The organism is Nitrosomonas ureae (genome assembly GCF_001455205.1).
GTDB lineage: Bacteria > Pseudomonadota > Gammaproteobacteria > Burkholderiales > Nitrosomonadaceae > Nitrosomonas > Nitrosomonas ureae.
This window is the reverse complement of the sequence record NZ_CP013341.1, coordinates 864,449-885,070: the sequence shown is the minus strand read 5'-3', so window position 1 is coordinate 885,070 and position 20,622 is coordinate 864,449. Positions and strand designations below refer to the sequence as shown.

Annotated in this window: 19 protein-coding genes; 14 read left to right on the top strand and 5 right to left on the bottom strand. The window is 44.5% G+C overall.

Features of this window, described 5'->3' with window-relative positions:
* Positions 1–39 precede the first annotated feature (39 nt).
* On the top strand, positions 40–1,263 hold the full coding sequence (locus ATY38_RS04220) for an NnrS family protein (RefSeq protein WP_062558204.1): 1,224 nt from the start codon (positions 40–42) through the stop codon (positions 1,261–1,263).
* Positions 1,264–1,450: 187 nt separating this feature from the next.
* On the top strand, positions 1,451–1,870 hold the full coding sequence (locus ATY38_RS04215) for a hypothetical protein (protein WP_062558203.1): 420 nt from the start codon (positions 1,451–1,453) through the stop codon (positions 1,868–1,870).
* Between the two features lie 258 nt (positions 1,871–2,128).
* Here ATY38_RS04215 and ATY38_RS04210 read toward each other — a convergent pair whose 3' ends face one another.
* From ATY38_RS04210 to ATY38_RS04200, 3 genes are all read right to left on the bottom strand, one after another.
* Positions 2,129–2,413, bottom strand: coding sequence for a type II toxin-antitoxin system RelE/ParE family toxin (locus tag ATY38_RS04210; protein WP_062558202.1), 285 nt, complete (start codon positions 2,411–2,413; stop codon positions 2,129–2,131).
* Positions 2,410–2,658 (bottom strand): hypothetical protein, encoded by a 249-nt coding sequence (locus ATY38_RS04205; RefSeq protein WP_062558201.1) that lies wholly within the window; start codon positions 2,656–2,658, stop codon positions 2,410–2,412. The genes ATY38_RS04210 and ATY38_RS04205 overlap by 4 nt, the downstream gene beginning before the upstream one ends.
* 144 nt (positions 2,659–2,802) lie before the next feature.
* Complete coding sequence (locus tag ATY38_RS04200; protein WP_062558200.1) at positions 2,803–3,339, bottom strand: hypothetical protein; 537 nt, start codon at positions 3,337–3,339, stop codon at positions 2,803–2,805.
* Between the two features lie 402 nt (positions 3,340–3,741).
* Here ATY38_RS04200 and ATY38_RS04195 point away from each other — a divergent pair, with 402 nt between their 5' ends.
* The 3 genes from ATY38_RS04195 (at position 3,742) to ATY38_RS04185 (ending at position 7,957) form a co-directional block, all read left to right on the top strand.
* Positions 3,742–4,959 (top strand): pyridoxal-phosphate-dependent aminotransferase family protein, encoded by a 1,218-nt coding sequence (locus ATY38_RS04195; protein ID WP_062558199.1) that lies wholly within the window; start codon positions 3,742–3,744, stop codon positions 4,957–4,959.
* Between the two features lie 89 nt (positions 4,960–5,048).
* Entirely contained in the window at positions 5,049–6,062 is a 1,014-nt protein-coding gene (locus tag ATY38_RS04190; RefSeq protein WP_062558198.1) for an MraY family glycosyltransferase, read from the top strand.
* 5 nt (positions 6,063–6,067) lie between these two features.
* A complete protein-coding gene (locus ATY38_RS04185; protein ID WP_062558197.1) occupies positions 6,068–7,957 on the top strand; it encodes a polysaccharide biosynthesis protein in 1,890 nt (629 codons plus the stop codon).
* A 28-nt stretch (positions 7,958–7,985) separates the two neighbouring features.
* Here ATY38_RS04185 and ATY38_RS04180 read toward each other — a convergent pair whose 3' ends face one another.
* Positions 7,986–9,698, bottom strand: a complete 1,713-nt coding sequence (locus ATY38_RS04180) for an ABC transporter transmembrane domain-containing protein (RefSeq protein ID WP_062558196.1) — start codon at positions 9,696–9,698, stop codon at positions 7,986–7,988.
* 150 nt (positions 9,699–9,848) lie between these two features.
* On the opposite strand from ATY38_RS04180, the gene rfbA reads away from it, so the two are divergent.
* The 9 genes from rfbA to ATY38_RS04135 all read left to right on the top strand — a co-directional run bounded on the left by rfbA (position 9,849) and on the right by ATY38_RS04135 (position 19,085).
* On the top strand, positions 9,849–10,781 hold the full coding sequence (rfbA, locus tag ATY38_RS04175; protein ID WP_062558195.1) for a glucose-1-phosphate thymidylyltransferase RfbA: 933 nt from the start codon (positions 9,849–9,851) through the stop codon (positions 10,779–10,781).
* A gap of 16 nt (positions 10,782–10,797) precedes the next feature.
* Complete coding sequence (gene rfbC, locus ATY38_RS04170) at positions 10,798–11,343, top strand: dTDP-4-dehydrorhamnose 3,5-epimerase (protein ID WP_062558194.1); 546 nt, start codon at positions 10,798–10,800, stop codon at positions 11,341–11,343.
* Between the two features lie 52 nt (positions 11,344–11,395).
* Positions 11,396–12,745 carry a DNA repair protein RadA gene (gene radA / locus ATY38_RS04165; protein ID WP_062558193.1) on the top strand — a complete coding sequence of 450 codons (1,350 nt, stop codon included), beginning with the start codon at positions 11,396–11,398 and terminating at the stop codon, positions 12,743–12,745.
* Between the two features lie 81 nt (positions 12,746–12,826).
* Entirely contained in the window at positions 12,827–13,579 is a 753-nt protein-coding gene (locus ATY38_RS04160) for an alkaline phytoceramidase (RefSeq protein ID WP_062558192.1), read from the top strand.
* A gap of 504 nt (positions 13,580–14,083) precedes the next feature.
* Positions 14,084–15,907 (top strand): fatty acyl-AMP ligase, encoded by a 1,824-nt coding sequence (locus ATY38_RS04155; RefSeq protein WP_062558191.1) that lies wholly within the window; start codon positions 14,084–14,086, stop codon positions 15,905–15,907.
* A 5-nt stretch (positions 15,908–15,912) separates the two neighbouring features.
* Positions 15,913–16,827: an NAD-dependent epimerase/dehydratase family protein gene (locus ATY38_RS04150; protein ID WP_062558190.1), complete on the top strand. Its 915-nt coding sequence runs from the start codon at positions 15,913–15,915 to the stop codon at positions 16,825–16,827.
* Positions 16,828–16,856: 29 nt separating this feature from the next.
* Positions 16,857–17,114, top strand: a complete 258-nt coding sequence (locus ATY38_RS04145) for an acyl carrier protein (RefSeq protein ID WP_013646339.1) — start codon at positions 16,857–16,859, stop codon at positions 17,112–17,114.
* The gene (spt, locus tag ATY38_RS04140) at positions 17,114–18,307 is read left to right on the top strand and encodes a serine palmitoyltransferase (protein WP_062558189.1); all 1,194 of its coding nucleotides are present in this window, start codon (positions 17,114–17,116) and stop codon (positions 18,305–18,307) included. The genes ATY38_RS04145 and spt overlap by 1 nt, the downstream gene beginning before the upstream one ends.
* A 22-nt stretch (positions 18,308–18,329) precedes the next feature.
* Positions 18,330–19,085: a hypothetical protein gene (locus ATY38_RS04135; RefSeq protein ID WP_062558188.1), complete on the top strand. Its 756-nt coding sequence runs from the start codon at positions 18,330–18,332 to the stop codon at positions 19,083–19,085.
* 140 nt (positions 19,086–19,225) lie between these two features.
* Here ATY38_RS04135 and ATY38_RS04130 read toward each other — a convergent pair whose 3' ends face one another.
* Positions 19,226–20,560 (bottom strand): PhoH family protein, encoded by a 1,335-nt coding sequence (locus ATY38_RS04130; RefSeq protein ID WP_062558187.1) that lies wholly within the window; start codon positions 20,558–20,560, stop codon positions 19,226–19,228.
* Positions 20,561–20,622: the final 62 nt, after the last annotated feature.

Below are 20,622 nucleotides of genomic sequence, written 5' to 3'. Positions count from 1 at the left end.
TAGTATCCTGAAAGAAGAATCGTTTTACAAGGAACCCCAATGAATAGACTACTGGAAATCCGTGACCATCTTTCCGCTGCTCCGCATCGCAGCTTGTTTTTGGCGGGTGCGTTGCAAGGCGTGTTGACCGTGCTGTGGTGGGTGTTTGACCTGGCCGGGCGTTATGGCCTTGCCGGATCGATGGCTCACTGGAGCATTGCCCCCACCTGGGCGCATGCGTTTCTGATGGTTTATGGTTTTTTCCCGTTCTTTATTTTAGGTTTTTTGTTTACCACATATCCCAACTGGATGAACGGCGATAAAGTGAAACCCCGCGAATATGTCGCCACCTGCGCATTGATGGCAGCAGGTGTGGTACTGTTTTATGTCGGCTTGTTGACGCACAAAGCGATCATCATCCTTGGCATCGAACTGATGCTGATCGGGTGGGGTGTCGCGGTCTATGTGTTATACCGCATCCTGTTGAGCACACCGGATCAGGACAAACGCCATGCCAGGGTCATCAGCATTGCGCTGCTGATGGGCTGGCTGGGCGTGGCGGCGTATTTGCTTTGGCTGGTGACGGAAGATCCGACCATGCTGAACTTTGCGCGTCATACCGGGGTTTGGTTCTTTTTGCTACCGATCGTGCTGACCGTTTCGCATCGCATGATCCCGTTTTTCTCCAGCCGTGTGCTGGACAATTATGAAATGGTGCGGCCCTACTGGATGCTATGGCTGATGCTCGCCTGCATTGCGGCGCACGGCAGCCTGCAATGGCTGGAACTGCCCGCTTATCTGTGGATTGTCGATTTCCCGCTGGCAGGTTGCGCGCTTTATCTGTCGTATCGCTGGGGATTCTTGCGCAGTTTTAGCGTGAGCTTGCTGGCAGTATTGCACTTCTCTTTTGCCTGGCTGGGTGTCGCCATGTTGCTGTATGGTTTGCAAAGCCTGGTGTATTTCGCCTCCGGCAACCTGATTCTGGGTCTCGCTCCATTGCATGCACTGGGCATCGGTTTCTTTGCCAGCATGATCCTGGCGATGGCCTCACGCGTCACCATCGGTCATTCCGGCCGTCCGTTGGAACTGGATCGGTTAACCTGGGTGTTGTTTCTAGGGTTCCAGGCAACCGCCGTGCTGCGGATACTGGCTGACATCATACCGGCGATAGCGCCGTTGCTTTATGTCTTGGCCGCACTTGTGTGGCTGGCTTGCTTTGGGCTCTGGGCGATTAAGTATGCGCCGATTTTTTGGCGACAACGGGTAGATGGGAAGCCGGGGTAGTTTGGATAGTTGGTGGCGGGTAACTAGCCTGCGAAACTAGCGAAGTTTGATATGATGAAACCTAAATTGATTGATGATTCTAAAAGATAACGAGATATTGTAAATTTTGTAATGATTGATGTTATTTTTGATGCAGTATATTGAGTCATTTCGGATGTCTGATTTTAATCTGTTGAGGTAACAACAAATGAACAATAACGAAGCCGCGTTTCTCATACAAACAATGCTGAAGTCAATGCGAGAAAATCCAGCGCAGTTTAATTTTACTGTGAATGTTACGACCGTTGGGGCGATGGGTATTGGTGGCCCGGGTGGCGCAGGTATAGTGGGTATTGCAAATGGTTCAGGGGTGGGAGTGTACGCTTCAGCTTCAGCTTCAGCTCCGTCACAAATGCAAATTCAAATAAGCGAGCAGCGAGCAAATCAGGAACTTAATGCTCAATTTACGAAAATTCAAAGTATTCTTGAATCAATTATCACGGAGCTTGAGAATACTACTATCTCCCGCGAAAAGAGCGAGACTTTTATTGGAAAATTGAAGTCAACTTGGCTTCCTAATGTTGTGATCGCCACAATAGCAGCAATCCTAGAGCAGGTATTCGGTTAACGAGTTCTAACAAAGTGTCATAAAAATAGCAAAATGGTGTTAAGTCATTAATTTTTGAAGAAATCAGACGAATTATATGATATCCCGGAAGCTTATATGATGTTATGGCTAACAACACATCGAATTCGAATAGCTAGACGATTTATCTATCGAAGGTGAATCAAACAGGGAGTAGATCACGTGCCAGGATAACGTTTTGCAATGTGCGCCTTAAGCAACACAGTATCGTTTAAAATTTCTCGGTACGGCCACAGACCGCTATCCCGCTTGATACACATCATCATGGCTCCCGACATTAATCAAAATAATTTCTTTTTCAGTGATCAGAATTTCCAGCGTAATGCGGTAACTGAGATTGATCGATACCGAATGCAGTGCCGACAGCTTGCCTTTGAGCGGGTGAATTCTCAAGGAAGGGTGATAAGGGTTGTGAGCCAGTAATTCTAAAGTTTTGCGATACGGCTCTTTTAATTCCGGGTGTTTTTGTGCAAAGCGTCTGGCGCGTTTCTTATAACTGTCGGTAAAGACGAGCGTGTAGCTCATTTGGAAAATACGTCATCGACATGCTGATCGACAGTATCCTTGCTGAATTGACCGGCTACCGTATCCTGCCGTGCCTGGTAAAGCGCGGCTTCCAGCTCCATCTCACGCAGATAGTGATATTGCTCGATTTTCATCACAACGAAGCATTCCTTGCCGCGTAGGGTAATAATGTCTTCTGTTTTATCCGCAAGGCTTTCTTCGAGACAAGCAATCCCTTTGGTTTTTAGATCGTTGGCTGTAATCATGATGAGTTAGAGTCGTATGGTTAATCATATTGTTGACTATACGATTCAGGGGGGTGGTTTGTCAATTGCATGCAAGGTATTGACAAGAAACAACTCAGTATTTGGGATTATCTAGTTGTTTGGCTAGTGAAAACAAGAACAGAGCTAGAAGCAATGATCAATTTTATCCACTTGGTATAGGCGCTGGGATAGCGAAGCGTTTGAATCCGGTGCATATGCTACCGGTGGATAATCACTTAGCAGGTTTTGATTGCTGCGTATTTCGATTTCGGATTGGGTGTGCTGCTGATTGCTGGCATCTTGGATGATCATGATCCAGTTGCCATTGCCATGGGTGATCGTTTCGTTGATTTTCCCGGAATATTTCGGGTCATGAATCTCGGTGATGTAATACGTTTTTGCGGCTTCATTGTGCATTTGCGGATATCCGTGGACTTGCAGCGATTCATGATAGATAAAGTATGTGGTGATATCACGCCAGGTATGACGATGCCATTTCGGCAGGTAAAATCCGACATCGCTTTCCAGACATTTCACAATTTCCAGATAGTTCTTATCGCTGCTGCGGTTATAAATCACTTTCTGATTAAGCAATTCCTCCCGTGCGGGTGCTGTCATGCAAGCGGGTAACAAGAGCGCGCATAACAAAACCATCAAACGTTTTTGGGGAGAAAAATGCATAGAAGTTTTAACCGATCCTAGAGTTTCCAATTTTTTGAGAAGGATAATTGGATGAGCAAATTGAATGGTATCAGATACTATTTTGTATTGTACACATGAACGAAAGGTTCAATCTATACTCGACTGTCTTTTTGAGTGGGCATTTCTTATTTTTTGTTTTACTCACAGGAAGAGGGAGCAAGGTGTGGTTTCCTAAATACCGTGTTTAAGGAAGGCCGAAAAGAGGTGTATGCGTTCTGCGGATAATGGCCCGATCTTTCATATCGTTATGAAAAATTCTTGGCTTATCCATAAGGATAATTTATTGAGCCTACCTTGGTTTATAGTAAACTCTCGTTTCGCTTGTTAAAATTAATTTTTTACAAAAATAAATCAGACTCTATTTTTTACTTAGGATTGTTCATGAATACCGAAGATTTTCGTCCCGAAAAAGAAGTTAAAGTTTTTTATCCACCGCAGCGGGTTTTGATGGGGCCCGGACCATCGGATACGCACCCGCGCGTGTTGAATGCCATGGCGCGCCCGACTCTGGGGCATCTGGATCCCGTTTTTACCGAGATGATGGAAGAAATTAAAAGCTTGATGCGCTATGCTTTCCAAACCAAAAATCGCATGACTTTCCCGGTTTCGGGGCCCGGATCGGTGGGCATGGAGATGTGTTTTGTCAATATGATCGAGCCGGGTGACAAAGTGATCGTTTGCAGCAACGGGGTATTTGGTGGACGTATGGTCGAGAATGTCGAGCGTCATGGCGGCGTTGCCGTGACGGTCAATGACAAATGGGGAGAACCGGTCGATCCACAGAAAGTTGAAGATGCGTTGAAAAAAAATCCCGATACCAAGATTATCGCGTTTGTGCACGCTGAGACATCAACAGGTGCTTCATCGGATGCCAAAACGCTGTGCGAGATCGCACGAAAGCACGATTGCATGACCATTGTCGATACGGTCACATCGCTGGGTGGAACGCCGATCAAGGTTGACGAATGGGGAATTGATGCGATCTATTCCGGTAGTCAGAAGTGTTTATCCTGCCCTCCCGGTTTGTCGCCGGTGAGTTTTTCCGAACGTGTAACCGAGCTGGTTAAGAATCGCAAGACCAAGGTGCACAGTTGGTTCATGGATATCAGCTTGTTGTTGAATTACTGGGGATCGGCTGCGCGTACTTATCATCATACTGCGCCAACCAATGCATTGTATGCATTACATGAATCTCTGCTGATGCTGGCGGAAGAAGGCCTGGAACATTCCTGGGCGCGTCATCGTTATAATTATGAAGCGTTAAAAGACGGTTTTGCGACATTGGGTATGGATTATGTGGTTGCAGAGCCCTATCGCCTGCCGCAATTGAATTCCGTTTTTGTGCCGGCCGGTGTGGATGAAAAAGAGGTGCGTCGCCGTCTGCTGGCTGAATATAGCCTTGAAATTGGTGCCGGATTGGGTGATTTTGCCGGAAAAGTATGGCGTTTTGGATTGATGGGCACATCCTGTCGGGTGGATAACGTAATTTTCTGCTTGAATGCGTTGGAAACTGTTTTATCCGATATGGGATTGAAAGTAGAGCGCGGCGCTGCTGCTGCGGCAGCGCATAAGAGCTATGCTGCACATCCGATGTTCTAAGACCCTATTCAGTTAGTTGCAATAGGATAATTTGAAACCACTTTCTTGTCGGGTGCGATGGGGAAGTGGTTCGTTTTTTGTAATCCGGCATGGATAATCCGGTCACTATGGTTTTGGATTTTCCTTTATCGATAGTTGTGGCGGTACCGCTATTATCGTTTTTGTTATCATTCTTCGCCATTTTATGGTTGATTAAGATAAAAGCGGACTGGGTTCTGGATCAACCCAATGAACGTTCGCTTCATTTGGCACCCGTTTCACGCATTGGCGGCTTGGGTCTGCTTTCCGGGGTGATCGTATCCTGGTTGTGTTTCTCGATTGCGATACCTGATTCGATATTGATGGGTATAGGGATGTTGATGGTAATATCATTGGCCGATGATGTGCGGCGAGTTCCGGTGTGGTGTCGATTGATGGTTCACGCAGTTGTTGCTATAAGCTTTTCCATTGGATTTTTATCGGATGCTTATGGATGGGGGGTTATGCTTCTCATGGCTGTGGCGGTTATCTGGATGTCGAATCTTTATAATTTCATGGATGGTTCTGATGGTCTGGCGGGTGGAATGGCGGTGATTGGATTCGGAATCTACGGTTGGCTTGCATATGCGGCAGGCAATAATGATTTTGCTGCGGTAAATTTTTCCCTGGCTGCAGCGGCACTGGCTTTTTTAATACACAATTTTTATCCGGCGCGTATTTTTATGGGAGATGTGGGATCGATCCCTCTTGGATATCTGGCGGCGGTGATAGGCGTGTTGGGATGGCTTGACCATCTGTGGTCGCTGTGGGTGCCGGTACTTATTTTCTCGCCTTTTATCGCGGATGCAACCGTAACATTGATGAAGCGAGTATTTCAAGGAAAAAGAATCTGGCAAGCGCATCGTGAGCACTATTATCAGCGCATGGTACAAAGCGGCCTGGGTCATAAGGATACTGCGCTCGTAGCTTACGGGCTGATGCTGGCGGCAGGGGCAAGTGCGGTATGGGCCAATGCACAAGATGTCGCGTTACAGGTTCGGATTGTGGCGGTTTGGGGATGTGTATATCTGGCATTAATGGTTCTTTCTGATAGGAGTCAGAAGATTCCTCCCGATCGAGGATAAGGGATATGTTTGCCAACCGATACGGGATCCGTACTTTTATCGCTTTTACTCATGACTTTATTGCTGTCGCTGTAGCTTGGTGGTTGGCTTATTTATGCCGTTTCAATTTTGATATCCCGGCGGTGTCAGTCATATTTTTATTGCAGACGCTACCCTGGATCGTGCTGATCCAAGGCGGAGCTTTTTTGTGGTTCGGGCTTTATCGCGGGTTGTGGCGTTATGCCAGTTTGCCGGATTTAAAGAGAATCGTTGTTGCTGTCGCTGTGGGTTCGGTAGCGGTAACCTTGATGTTGTGGTTATTCGGCCTGTTGCGAAATGTGCCCGGTGCGGTAATCATGCTGGCTCCTTTGTTATTGCTGTTGATCATGGGTGGCAGCCGCTTGATATATCGCGCATGGAAAGAACGCCGCCTGTACAGTCTGGAAAGTTATGAAGCGAAGCTGGTATTGATTCTGGGTGCTGGCAGCACGGCTGTGAATCTGGTGAAAGCTTTAACCGGAAGCCGTGAGTGGCATGTGGTAGGTATGCTGGATGATGATCCCAGAAAATTAGGTACGCGTTTGCAAGGCGTGCGTGTGCGCGGGATGATCAAAGAACTTCCGCAATGGGTGCAGAAACTGAATGTCGGGCATGTGATTATTGCCATACCATCCGTTTCTCGGCGAATACACCGGCAGGCTTTGGAAATGTGTTCGGAAATCGGTGTGAAAGCGATGACAGTGCCATCCTATGCGGATTTGATCAGCGGTAAGACAACGGTGTCACAAATTCGTGAAATCCAATTGGATGATTTGCTGGGTAGGGCGCCTGTGGTTCTGGATGACGACGGTTTGCATGATTTACTGACGGGGAAGGTGATTTTGGTGACAGGGGCAGGCGGTTCGATTGGTTCGGAGTTATGCCGCCAGCTCGTCTCGTTTGAACCAAAGCATATTGTTTTCGTTGAATTAAGTGAGTTCTCGCTCTATACCATTCAGGAAGAGTTTTTGGCGCGTTATCCAGCGATGAGTATGTCGTTTGTAATTGGTGATATCAAGGATCACGCCCGGATGACACAATTATTTACGCAATTTCATCCTACCGTGGTTTTTCATGCTGCTGCGTACAAGCATGTGCCGCTGATGGAGCAAGAAAATGCATGCCAGGCTATTTTGAATAATGTGTTGGGTACTTATGTGCTGGCTCAGGTGGCGATTAATTTTGCGGTAGATAAATTTGTTTTGATTTCCACCGATAAGGCGGTTAATCCCGTGAGCGTCATGGGTTCCAGCAAGCGTTTGGCAGAAATGGTTTGCCAGGCTTTACAACAATCAATTTCAAAGCATGTCAATGCTGATCGGGATCATCCAACGCGCCAAACCTGTTTTGTTATGGTGCGGTTTGGCAATGTACTGGGCAGTACCGGCAGTGTAATACCAAAATTCCGTGAACAGATTGCCAAAGGCGGCCCGATTACCATCACCCATCCAGACATGACACGTTACTTCATGTCCATTCCGGAAGCTGCGCAACTGGTTTTACAGGCCGGACTGATGGGGGGTACGCAAGGTGGCGGTGAAATTTTTGTGCTGGATATGGGGGATCCCGTCAAGATCGTTGATCTGGCCAATGATTTGATCCATTTATCCGGCTTGGCGGAAGGGGATATTCGTATTGAATTTACGGGATTGCGCCCGGGTGAAAAGATACATGAGGAATTACTGGCGACGAGTGAAAGTACGCTTCCGACACCCCATCAAAAATTACGTATTGCCCAGGCATGTCAGGTTGATGAGCAGTGGTTGTCGGAGTTGGTGGCTTGGTTGGATAAAGTGACCGTACTAAGCGATCAGGAAGTCCGTGATGAGCTGATTAGGTGGGTGCCCGAATACACTCATAAGGAAGTGAGGCATTGAGTTATTAAAGATTTCTGAAGAATCGATGCTAATGATTGATAATCCGGGTTTCCTGCCTTAACTGAGAATGGTCCATGGTTTTCAAGTTTTCTGTGATGCATCCATTTTCCAGAACTACAATTCGATCAATCTTTTTTAATTGTGGAACCTGTTGATTGAAAATCAACGTGGTGCGATTTTGTATCAATTTTTCTAGAGCGGAGAGCAGTTCTGCGGAATCAGGTTCTTGTGTTGCAAATACTTCATCCAGAATTAATAGGGGGGCATTTTTTAAAAATGCCCGTGCGATGGCGAGTTGAATCAATTGTTTTTTGCTGATTTCATTGCCATCATTGTTAATTTGAGTTTGTAAGCCTTCAGGCATTCGACGAATAAATTCCATAGCATGGGAAGCATGTGCGGCAGCAGTGATTTTTGCTTCATTGGCGCAACGCATTGCGCCGTAGGCGATGTTGCCGGCAATTCTTTCGTCGAGCAGGAAGGGATCGGTGGATACCAGGGAAATATTTCTATATATTTGATTTATAGTTATTTTGTCGAGCGAGTATTCATCCAGTAATATTCTTCCGTTAGAAGGTTGCCGCAGACGGAGTATCAAATCAATGAGTACATTCTTTTCAGTTTCCGTATAACCCTTAATAACAATAACTTCTGATGGCTTAATCGTTAAGTTTATATGGCTCAGAATAGGTTTTGTTTGGATTGAGTCATTGAGGCGTATTTGTTCAAATACCAGTTTGCCGCGGATCTGCTGAATACTGAGAGTGCCTATATCCTGTTCGGGAGCGAGATCCAGAAACGAGAAAGTAGCTTCTATCATTTTCCGGTCGTGTTCAAGTTCTCTGGGAATACTTGCAATTCGCCGAAGCGGGAAAATAAGGAGTAATGCAATGGCTATCAATGCGCCTGCTTCGGATAAGCTCAGCGTATTATTCGTAGCCTGTAATGCCATAATGTAAGTAACAGCGGTAAGCATCAATGCCGCGATAAGCTGACTTGTAGGGATAGCCATGGCCACGATTTTTGCGGATTGCATTTCTGTGTGAAACAGCGTTTCTGAAATTCTTCCAAGACGTTGGCTTTCGTCGGCTTGTCCGCCATCCAGCCTGATTTTCCGGTAATGTTTGACTGACTGTGTAATGTGGCCGATCAAATCTCTCAAAGTTAATAAGTTATGTTGATCGGTTTTGCTGAAATAACTGCGAATCATTTCATGCACTAATATGATGAATGGTGTTACCAGCAATAATAACAACGAGAATTCCTGGTTAAGATATAGTGCGCAGATCAATAATCCCATGATAGAAAGACAATCCTGCACTAACTGGGCAATGTGACGAACTGTGGTCTGAGTGATTCTACTGATGTGAGATACCAATGTGTCGATTTGATTATTGTGGTTAAGATAAGCGTAATAATTTACCGGCAGCGACACAAGCCTGTGAAAAAAATCCATGCGCAAGTCAGTTCCCAGTTTGCCGCTGATCGTGCTGATGTAATAAATACTGATGTAACCAAAAATCCAACGTACGACAAATAATGCAATGATTGTCAATGATACCTGTTGTACCAATGATAAATCCTTCAGAACAAATATGCTTGCTAGCATTTTTTCAATCAGTAGGGGTAGATAAGCCATACTTGCCGCCAAGATCAGCATGGCAAATAAAATGTATAAAAGCGGTCTCCCATAGGGTGCAAGTTTTTTAAGCAAACGAAGATAGAGTTGCGGAAGGGTCATAAGTGTAATTCTACATCAACATACTGTGGTTATTGCATCGTGTAATTTGCTGGAATATGAACCGGATATAGTACAATCGCTGTTCTTTTTAGTGAATGGGGCCGGATGGAAGCGAGCTTTAACAAGTTTGTGAACATCACGGGGTTATGAATGCCAATATTATATACTTCTGACAAAACAAGGGACTTTCCAGGAGCAGTTGTTCCCCGGCGCAAGGGTATCGTGCTTGCGGGCGGTTCCGGAACGCGACTTTATCCCGTCACACAAACGGTATCCAAGCAATTGTTGCCGGTTTTCGATAAGCCTATGATTTATTACCCGCTTAGTACGTTGATGCTGGCGGGTATTCGAGAGATTCTGGTAATTTCTACGCCACGTGATGTTGTCAATTATCAACAATTATTGCGTGATGGAAATCAATGGGGATTGAGTATCAGCTATGCTGAGCAACCTTCACCCGATGGTCTGGCGCAGGCCTTTCTGATTGGCGAGTCATTCATAGGTAACGATTGTTCAGCGTTGGTATTGGGCGATAATATTTTTTATGGACATGATTTTCATGACTTGCTGTTGAGCGCGATGCTGCGTACTAGCGGGGCCAGCGTATTCGCCTATCACGTGCACGATCCGGATCGATATGGTGTGGTTGAGTTTGATGCTGCCGGTAAGGTGTTGAATTTGGTGGAAAAGCCTCAACATCCCAAATCTAATTATGCGGTAACAGGACTCTATTTTTATGATCAGCATGTGGTTGATTACGCTAAAAGCCTGAAACCTTCCAGCCGCAACGAGCTGGAAATTACTGACTTGAATCGTGTTTATCTTGAACATTCTGCGCTTAATGTTGAAATCATGCGGCGCGGTTATGCTTGGCTCGATACCGGTACGCATGAATCCTTGCTCGACGCAAGTCAGTTTGTTGCGACCATCGAGCGCCGACAGGGATTGAAAATTGCTTGTCCGGAAGAAATCGCATTTTTGCGCGGTTGGATTAGTGCGGTACAGCTGGAGACCCTGGCAACACCACTGGCAAAGAATGGATATGGCCAGTACTTGTTGCATGTATTGAAACGTGAATTTTGACTTAGGTATATATCGGATGAAATCGACCCCACTTGCAATTCCGGATGTTCTGCTGATTGAACCCAAGGTTTTCGGCGATGAACGCGGATTTTTCTATGAGAGTTTTAATCAACGTAGTTTTGAGTCAGTTATTGGAAGATCAGTGCAATTTGTGCAAAGCAATCATTCGCGCTCTGCGCGCAATGTTTTGCGTGGCTTGCATTATCAGATCAAACAGGCGCAAGGGAAACTTGCGCGCGTGGTAGCAGGGGAGGTATTTGATATAGCTGTGGATATTCGTCGCTCTTCACCGACTTTTGGAAAATGGGTGGGTGGAATACTGAGCGCCGAGAACAAAAATCAATTATGGATTCCACCTGGCTTCGCGCATGGTTTCGTTGTGCTGTCCGATTACGCCGAGTTTCTGTATAACACCACTGATTACTGGGCACCCGAGCACGAGCGTTGTATTGTTTGGAATGATCCCACGCTGGCCATTGACTGGCCGATTATCGGATCACCGGTACTGTCCGACAAAGATGCATGCGGAGCAACTTTCGAGAAGGCTGAGGTCTATGATTAGCTTGCAATTCTCAGTAGCGAAATTGCAAACATAATCGAATTTTTCTGAATTAATGGCCAAACAAAAAAACATTTTTTCTTGCATTGAGTGTGGTGGGCAAACCCTCAAATGGCAAGGTCAATGTCCGCATTGCCAGGCATGGAACACTTTGATAGAAACGCTGACAGAGAAAGCTGTGTCGCGTTTCAGTCCAGTATCGGAAATCGGTCAGGTACAAAACTTAAGTACTATCGAGGCGCGAGAAGAAGCGCGCTACCCGACCGGTATTGAAGAGCTTGATCGTGTGCTGGGCGGTGGATTAGTGCATGGGGGTGTGGTGTTGCTGGGAGGAGATCCGGGGATCGGTAAATCAACCTTGTTGTTGCAAGCATTGTCTTTTATGTCGGCGCAGCATTCAGTATTGTACATAAGCGGTGAGGAATCCGCGCAGCAAGTGGCGCTGCGTGCTAAACGATTGGCGCTGAACGTACAGTCGGTCGAGTTGTATGCAGAAATTCAATTAGAGAAAATCCAGGCTGTCTTGGTGGAGCGTAAACCATCGGTGGCGGTGATCGATTCGATTCAAACTATCTATTCCGAGGTGTTGCAATCAGCGCCGGGATCGGTTGCACAAGTGCGTGAATGTGCAGCGCAATTAACGCGCTTGGCTAAATCGAGCGGTATCTGCATTATTTTAGTCGGCCATGTTACCAAAGAGGGTGCGTTGGCCGGTCCGCGCGTACTGGAGCATATGGTCGACACTGTGTTGTATTTTGAAGGTGATATGCACTCCAGTTTTCGCATGGTTCGCGCATTCAAGAATCGTTTTGGCGCGATTAATGAATTAGGTGTTTTTGCGATGAGCGAGAAAGGATTGCGCGAAGTGAAGAATCCATCAGCATTGTTTCTTTCGCATCATGACAAGCAAGTACCGGGATCATGCATTATGGTTACGCAAGAAGGCACGCGCCCGCTATTGGTGGAAATTCAGGCTTTGGTCGACGAAGCACGCTCGCCCAATCCGCGACGACTTTGTGTCGGATTAGAACAAAACAGACTGGCAATGCTATTGGCAGTATTGCATCGCCATGCAGGCATTCCTTGCTATGATCAGGATGTTTTTGTTAATGCCGTAGGGGGCGTAAAAATTACTGAACCAGGTGCCGATCTTGCAGTTATGTTGGCGGTGGTTTCATCTCTAAGAAATAAACCGATAGCGGAAAAAATGATTGTGATCGGTGAGATTGGTTTGGCCGGAGAAATACGCCCGGTGCAACGCGGGCAGGAGCGACTTAAAGAGGCCGCGAAACTTGGCTTTAAGCAGGCTATTATTCCATTAGCCAATAAACCCAAGCAGGCCATTGCAGGCATCAATATCATTGCTGTTGGCCGGATCGGAGAAGCTGTTGGCCAGATGTATTGAAATGCTTTATAGGTCAACTGACAAGGAATTCAGAATGATGCCAGGTCTAATAGAGTGAATTTGCAGCGACAGCTTTGGATAATGGGCGGATTATCAGTGGTAGTCATCATTGCGGCTATGTTGCTGCCGCCTATTCCGCAGTCCGTCGAATATCATCTCTTCGCTGATCGACGTGATTTCTTTGGCATTCCTAATTTCAGCGATGTAGTATCCAATTTGGGTTTTTTGCTCAGCGGAGGCGCTGGATTAATGTTTCTGTGGCGAGTTCAGCGAATGCCAACGCAAACTACATTTCATCACGGTAAAGAAAGCTTGCCATACTGGGTGTTGTTTTCCAGTATAGCCTTGGTCGCATTTGGTTCCATCTATTATCACTGGGCGCCGGATATCCATCGTTTGCTGTGGGATAGAATACCTATTGTCATTGCTATAGCCGCGCTGCTGTCTGCAACTTTGATCGAGCGTGGGAGTGCAAATATAGGCCTAAGAGTGTTACCGTTATTGGTAATTTTGGCGGTGTTAAGCGTGCTGTATTGGTATTGGACCGAACAGCAGGGCAGGGGTAACCTAAACTTTTATATCGTGATGCAGTTTTATCTGATTTTGCTGATTATCTGGATCAGCCTGCGTTTTTCATCACGCTACAGCCATGGTCGCGATATCTATCAGGTCATTGCGTTATACGCGTTTGCGAAGGTGGCCGAGTTATTGGATCAATCAATTTTTGCTTGGACGGATGGCTGGGTTAGCGGGCATACGTTAAAACATCTGATTGCTGCGTATGCCGCTTATCGAATTGTACAGACATTGCAAAAAAGGGTGTTGTTAGGATGATGTGTCGGACTGACAGTTTATATATCAGCTGCAGATGTGAGTTAAATAAATGAATATTACAAATTTTGATAGTCAATGCTGAAAAAACATCGGGATTTAATTTTATGTGCAGTTTTGTGATGCATCAGAATCCATCGGTATAGGATAGGGAAACTTAATCCAAATAAAAAGAGAGTACGAAATAAAAATATCGATCAAAGAGAGCGGATACAGAATGTGATTTGATCAGAGCTCTCACAGTGTCATTTAAACGGGTGTTGTTTTGATGCAACACCAATCTAATATTGCCTTGACAGGAAAAAGCACCTTATATAAGCTGCTTAGTGGTCAAATATGACACACTTATATTTGTTAAGCAATGTCAGCGGTAAGCGTTTGAATGAAAATTTTCCAGCCAGAAAAAATGCATTATTTAAAATTTAATAATAAAAATTGGCACGCTCAACCAGAATTTCTTGCAAAAATGAGCAAGATGACAAGTACAATTACTTCGAGGGGAAGATCTTGAGTTCGACAATAATCAAGTTGAACGCTCCGCTAACGCAAGCGTTTGATTTTCAGCCTTCAAGCGAATTGCATCTAACACCGACACCGACACTCAATACGCTAATTCAGCAGTTAGCTGGCTTTGATACGCTAACAAGTGCTTTAGAATATGCAGCGAAGGGAGTAACGGGGTATAACTTTTATGACGCAAAGGGAAATGTTCGTTCAGTTCTGCCATACAAGATACTTAGGCAGAATGCTCGTATTTTGGCTAAGCGTTTGTTCGGTTTTGATTTGCCCCGGGGTAGCCGGGTAGCGATCATCGCTGATACCTCTCCGGAATTTGTTGAGTTGTTTTTTGCATGCCGCTATGCTGGGTTAGTTCCATTTGCAATGCCGATTCCGGTTAATCTCGGAAGCCATGCAATATATGTTCAGCAATTGAGGGGTATGCTTGAAAGTAGTCAAGCGAGTATTGCACTAGCTAATATTGATTACATTAATTTTCTTGATGAGGCGGTAATAGGTGCAACCAGCATTCGCTGGACGGGAACACCGGGAAAATTAAATGAGCTTCCTATACATGATGTAGAACTGCAGCCTAATCATCCAGATGAAACTGCGTATTTGCAATTTACATCAGGTAGTACGCGCACCCCACGTGGTGTAGTTATAACGGAACGAGCCTTGATGTGTAATTTACAGGGTATCGTGCGTAACGGTTTGGAAATAAGATCTGATGATCGTTCTGCATCGTGGTTGCCTTTTTATCATGATATGGGGTTGGTTGGGCTCGTTCTGGCTCCGATGGTTACACAGATTTCAGTAGATTATTTAGCAACTCGGGATTTTGCAATTCGTCCATTGCAGTGGCTGCGGCTAATTAGCAGGAATCGCTGTACGGTTGCATTCAGCCAACCATTTGGCCTTAAGCTATGTACACTTCGTGTGCGAGAATCTGATCTAAAAGAATTGGATTTGAGTTGTTGGCGAGCAGCTGGTATCGGCGCAGAAATGATTCGTCCCGAAACTTTAAGAAACTTCGCTGAGAAATTTTCATCAGCCGGCTTTGATGAGAATGCTTTTTTGCCATGTTATGGACTTGCAGAATCAACACTTGCTGTTACATTTTCAAAAATCAATACAGGATGTAATAGTCTGCAAGTAGATAGTAAGACCCTGATTGATAAAAAAATGGCAGTGAGATTGCAAGCTGATGGTCGAAAACAAAATGAATTTGTAAATTGCGGGCGTCCATTGCCCGGGCATATCGTTAAAATAATTGGCGAAGATGGTCATCAATTATCTGAGATGATGGTTGGAAGCGTACTGGTGCAGGGCGATAGCGTAATGACTGGTTATTATAATAACCCAGAAGAGACGAACAAGGCACTTAAGCCTGGAAATTGGCTCGATACTGGCGATATTGGTTTTCTGTTTGAAGGTGATTTGTTTATAACCGGACGTCGTACCGATGTGATTATAGTTAATGGTCGCAATATTCGAGCGCAAGATATCGAAGAGCTAGCCGAACAGCAACCGGAAGTCAGGTCGCGTGAGGCATCTGCTTTTGGAGTTAATGATGAAGATGGTACCACGACTATTGTACTAGTGATTGAATGCAGACTTACCTCTCCAACAGAACGTCAATCACTGACTACTAGATTGCAGCAGCTTGTTTATATGGCATTTGGAGTCAATTGTGTTGTTGAGCTTGTACCGCCGCATACCTTGCCAAGGACCTCATCTGGTAAGCTTTCGCGTTTTGCGGCTAGACAGGGATATATTCAGAGAACTCAATTAGTTGATCAATTATCTTTTGTAGAGTCAGGCGACAGATAAAAGATATGCGAAAATTAGTAGCTGTAACAGGTGCTACTGGTTTTATTGGCAGCGTACTAATTCAAAGACTCATTCAAGATGGATGGATAGTTCGTGCACTTACTCGGACTATCCGTTTTTCAGATACCGAATTAATTCAGTGGATCCAAGGTGACTTAGAAGATTTAAATGCATTGCATCGTCTAGTTGATGGTGTGGCGTGTGTAATTCATTGTGCTGCAACAGTAAAAGGAAGCTCTTTTCAAGAATTTGAGCGTACCAATATTACAGGAACAGAGAATATTCTGCATATCCTGGTAAAACAAAAGCTTTTCCCTCGCTTCTTATTAATTTCTTCCTTAGCAGCACGCCAACCAGAATTATCCTGGTACGCTCAAAGCAAATATTTATCAGAGCAGAAACTTATTGAACTTTCAAGCCAACTGCAATGGACAATCTTTCGTCCTACAGCTGTTTATGGTCCGGGTGATAAAGAAATGAAGCCGCTTTTTCAATCGATACACCGCGGATTTCTTCCGGTTGTTGGGAAAATGCAAAACAGATTTGGATTAATACATGTATGTGATTTGGTTTCAGCTATTCAAGCCTGGTTAAATTCCAAGAATCCGATCAATGGAATCTTTGAACTCGATGATGGTACACCTGATGGATATAGTTATCAGAGCCTTAAAGTCATAGCACAGCAAGTATGGAAGCGCACAGTATATTGTATTGTGATCCCAGATCTGCTTATCCGGTGTATCGCATTGATTAATCTCTGGTTTGCCCGTTTCTTTCAATACTCACCTATGTTGACCCCGGGAAAGGTTAATGAATTACAGCATGAAGACTGGGTATGCAATAATACCCCTTTGACTAATGCGTTACCTGAATGGCATCCCAGAATTCGTTTACAAGATGTATTATCTGAAGTAATTTAATTTCAAAATTAACTGCACTGAAATAACCTATGACTGAAAGTAATTATGATGAGATCATGAAGTTGCTCTGTGACCGTCTAAGCGATTTAACCAATGCGGATGTATTGATTACCCCGGAAACAAACCTGATCAGCCAATTATCGATTGATTCCATCAAACTGCTCAATCTGATTATGGAAATTGAAGATGCTTTTGATATTTCAATTCCTATAAATGCGTTGACAGATGTTCAAACAGTTCGTGAATTAGTTGATTTGGTACATAAAATTAAAACGACATCATCATAATGAATTTACTTGAAAAGCTAGATGCTGCTGCTGCTGCCAGAAAAGCACTTTTGCCTGATGGAGTGGGCGCGTTTGGTATCCCAATCGAAGAGGTTTTTTCGGCCACTGAAGCTCGAATTGGGGATCGTCGCGTACTTTTGATGGGTACAAATAATTACTTGGGTTTAACTTTTGCTCCGGAATGTATTCGTGCGGCACATGATGCAATTGATAAAGAAGGAACGGGAACCACGGGTTCACGGATGGCGAATGGGAGTTATTTTGGTCATCGAGCATTAGAGAGAGAATTTGCTGATTTTTATCAATGCAGCTCGGGCATTGTTTTTACAACGGGCTATCAAGCGAACTTAGGCGTTATTTCTGGTCTGGTTGGTCCCGGTGATACGGTGCTGATTGATGGCGATTCTCATGCGAGTATTTACGATGGTTGTATTCTGAGCGGTGCGAATATTATTCGTTTCAAACATAATGATATGGCCGACATGGAGAAACGATTGCGTCGTCTGGGTAATAGTGTTGAAACTACGCTCATTATTGCTGAAGGTATATATAGTATGCTTGGAGATCAGGCGCTCTTGGCTGATATCGTGCAATTGAAGAATAAATATGGTGGGCTATTGCTACTTGACGAGGCTCACTCGCTCGGTGTTTTAGGTAAAACAGGTCAAGGTCTTGTTGAGGAAACGGGATTGTTAAATGAGGTTGACTTTATTACAGGAACCTTTAGCAAGAGCCTATGCAGTATTGGCGGATTTTGCGTGAGTAATCATCCGCAGCTTGAACAATTACGGTATGTTAGTCATCCTTATATTTTTACTGCATCGCCATCACCGGCAACAATTGCTTCAACACGAGCGGCCCTCGAACTACTTAGAAAAGGAAGTCATTTGCGTGACAAATTATGGAGCAATTGCCGACAACTCTATTCGCAGCTTAAAGAAGTAGGCTATAAGTTAGGGCCGGATCCGGGGCCGGTCATCGCTGCCGTTGTTGAAACGCCAGGACAAGCACTTCTACTCTGGCAACAATTGCTCGAACATAATATTTATGTAAATCTAATTTTGCCGCCAGCGGCGCCCGAAGGTAAATCACTTGTGCGTTGCAGCGTAAATGCTGCACATACAATGGAGCAAATCAAGTATGTAGGTGATACTTTTGCTAAGCTATATAGCCTGATAAACGCTAAAACATAAATTTCCCTCTATTGATCTATTGATGTATCTGCCATTCTCAGGCAATAAAGAAAAAGTTATGAATGGGGCCTTGTCACCGGATTATGCAGTGGGTCGGACATACTTGACGCTTACACGAGGTCTTACGATGAAAATGATGCAGGGATTAGTAATAACATTATTTTCTGTTCTTTTGCAAGGTTATGCTCTGGCAACAAGTATTGTGTACGATGGATTTACCTGCCTGAATGCAGTTGATTCCAATGATCCAACCCCCAGTATTACGCCGATTCAAAGTAAGTTTGAGGTCATAGAAAATGTCGGGGAAGGGATATATCGTTTAAGTTTGACAGGCGGTATCCCTCGTTTTGTTAATAACAATCAGAATGTGTGTATCGATAGTGCAACGGCGATTGGATACGCAGGAATTCCTGCGGTTGATGGTTTGCCCCGCCCACTGACATCCATCGATGCCACGGCCTATTTCAACGGCCAAGAATTAATTATTGTGATCAGCTCAATGTATACCGACTTGAGCGCGAGAGGGACTCCATTTCTGCCTTTTACTACAAGCTCTGTATTTGCATTTACAAACATGCTCATCATGGAATTTAATCCTAATTTATCTTCGTTTAGCTTGAAGAAAGCACTACGCAATCGTGGATTTACACAGACCAGTGAATCAAGAAATTTAATAGCGCCGTTTCAAGAGACAATTTTGCCATCTTTTAATGAGACGGCACGAGACACTCCCCGGATACTTACTCCGGTATCCAATATAGATTTCTTGCTGCAGTAAGCAGGCGCGCAATTACTGGGTTGCAAAGTTATTACTATATCCGAGGTGCAGATAACATTGATTGGATGATACATCCAAGATATCGATTGCTGGTCAGGATTGATGCTTTTACGCGTTGTAGTGAGTAACAATTTTCCGCTTTATAGCAACTGATTAGCCAAATTCGCAAGGTTTGAGCGCTCACCTTTTTCCAGTCGCACATGCGCATAAATATCGTGATGCCTGATTTTATCGATCAGATAGGATAGGCCATTACTTTGGGAATCAAGATAGGGGGTATCTATTTGATAAATATCACCGGTAAATACAATTTTAGTGTTTTCACCGGCGCGCGTGATGATCGTTTTTACTTCATGAGGCGTGAGATTTTGTGCTTCATCCACAATAAAAAAAACATTTGAAATACTGCGTCCGCGGATATAAGCAAGCGGAGTAATTTTTAGTTTTTCCTGATCAACGGCATCCGTAATCTGCTTATATTCTTTATCTTTCTCAGTGAACAAGCTTTTAATGAATTTAAGGTTATCCCACAGCGGCTCCATATAGGGATTAAGCTTAGAAACGATATCGCCCGGCAAGAAACCAATGTCTTTATTGCTTAAAGGCACAATTGGGCGTGCCAAGTATATCTGCTTGAAATGTCTTTTCTGGTCAAGGGCACCGGCAAGTGCGAGTAAGGTTTTTCCTGTTCCGGCAACACCCTGCAGGGTGGCAAGTTTGACATTCGGATTGGTAATTGCATGCAAAGCAAATACTTGCTCGGCATTTCTAGGTGTAATCCGGAAGGCGGATTCTTTTTCAATACGCTCAATTCGTTGGGATAAAGGATTATAAAATACCAAAACAGAAGTCCGGCTGCTCTTCAGAATAAAATAATGATTGGGTATGGGATCTTGTATACCGATATCGGCGGGCATACAAAAATTCTGGGTATAAATGTTGTCGATAATCCCTTTCGTTAATCCCTCGATTATTGTTTTACCTGTATACAAAGATTCAAGATTTTTGATTTTCCCCGTTTCAAAATCTTCCGCTGGAATATTCAGGGATTTTGCTTTGAGCCGAAGATTGATATCCTTGGATACCAAGACTATTTTTCTGCCCGGATATTCTTCGTTCAGTGAAATTACTGTATTTAGAATACGATGATCGGCTGTGTTTTCTCCAAATACCTCGGTGGCATCCGGTCCTATGGTCTTTCCTTGCATGCACACTTTGAAATGACCGTGATTAGGCTGATCAATGGGAATCCAATTTTGCAACGAATGATTTGCCGACAATTTATCCATAATTCGTATGAATTCTCTGGCTTCAAAGTTCTTGATGTCATTGCCTTTCTTAAAATGGTCAAGCTCTTCCACTACGGTAATCGGAATGGCTACATCATTTTCTTCAAAACTGTAAATTGCACCATGGTTGTATAAGATAACCGAAGTATCAAGAACGAATATTTTCTTTTTTTCCTTTGCTGGCATAAAAAAATTGAATCATTAGAAAGTGAATCGGTCCGGCTACTCCGGAGAGTCAGTAGTTTGAG

Excerpts from the sequence above, each read along its gene's own strand:
- ATY38_RS04220 (WP_062558204.1), top strand. The coding sequence starts at position 40 with ATGAATAGACTACTGGAAATCCGTGACCATCTTTCCGCTGCTCCGCAT.
- ATY38_RS04215 (WP_062558203.1), top strand. The coding sequence starts at position 1,451 with ATGAACAATAACGAAGCCGCGTTTCTCATACAAACAATGCTGAAGTCA.
- ATY38_RS04210 (WP_062558202.1), bottom strand. The coding sequence starts at position 2,413 with ATGAGCTACACGCTCGTCTTTACCGACAGTTATAAGAAACGCGCCAGA.
- ATY38_RS04205 (WP_062558201.1), bottom strand. The coding sequence starts at position 2,658 with ATGATTACAGCCAACGATCTAAAAACCAAAGGGATTGCTTGTCTCGAA.
- ATY38_RS04200 (WP_062558200.1), bottom strand. The coding sequence starts at position 3,339 with ATGCATTTTTCTCCCCAAAAACGTTTGATGGTTTTGTTATGCGCGCTC.
- ATY38_RS04195 (WP_062558199.1), top strand. The coding sequence starts at position 3,742 with ATGAATACCGAAGATTTTCGTCCCGAAAAAGAAGTTAAAGTTTTTTAT.
- ATY38_RS04190 (WP_062558198.1), top strand. The coding sequence starts at position 5,049 with ATGGATAATCCGGTCACTATGGTTTTGGATTTTCCTTTATCGATAGTT.
- ATY38_RS04185 (WP_062558197.1), top strand. The coding sequence starts at position 6,068 with ATGTTTGCCAACCGATACGGGATCCGTACTTTTATCGCTTTTACTCAT.
- ATY38_RS04180 (WP_062558196.1), bottom strand. The coding sequence starts at position 9,698 with ATGACCCTTCCGCAACTCTATCTTCGTTTGCTTAAAAAACTTGCACCC.
- rfbA (WP_062558195.1), top strand. The coding sequence starts at position 9,849 with ATGCCAATATTATATACTTCTGACAAAACAAGGGACTTTCCAGGAGCA.
- rfbC (WP_062558194.1), top strand. The coding sequence starts at position 10,798 with ATGAAATCGACCCCACTTGCAATTCCGGATGTTCTGCTGATTGAACCC.
- radA (WP_062558193.1), top strand. The coding sequence starts at position 11,396 with ATGGCCAAACAAAAAAACATTTTTTCTTGCATTGAGTGTGGTGGGCAA.
- ATY38_RS04160 (WP_062558192.1), top strand. The coding sequence starts at position 12,827 with ATGGGCGGATTATCAGTGGTAGTCATCATTGCGGCTATGTTGCTGCCG.
- ATY38_RS04150 (WP_062558190.1), top strand. The coding sequence starts at position 15,913 with ATGCGAAAATTAGTAGCTGTAACAGGTGCTACTGGTTTTATTGGCAGC.
- ATY38_RS04145 (WP_013646339.1), top strand. The coding sequence starts at position 16,857 with ATGACTGAAAGTAATTATGATGAGATCATGAAGTTGCTCTGTGACCGT.
- spt (WP_062558189.1), top strand. The coding sequence starts at position 17,114 with ATGAATTTACTTGAAAAGCTAGATGCTGCTGCTGCTGCCAGAAAAGCA.
- ATY38_RS04135 (WP_062558188.1), top strand. The coding sequence starts at position 18,330 with ATGTATCTGCCATTCTCAGGCAATAAAGAAAAAGTTATGAATGGGGCC.
- ATY38_RS04130 (WP_062558187.1), bottom strand. The coding sequence starts at position 20,560 with ATGCCAGCAAAGGAAAAAAAGAAAATATTCGTTCTTGATACTTCGGTT.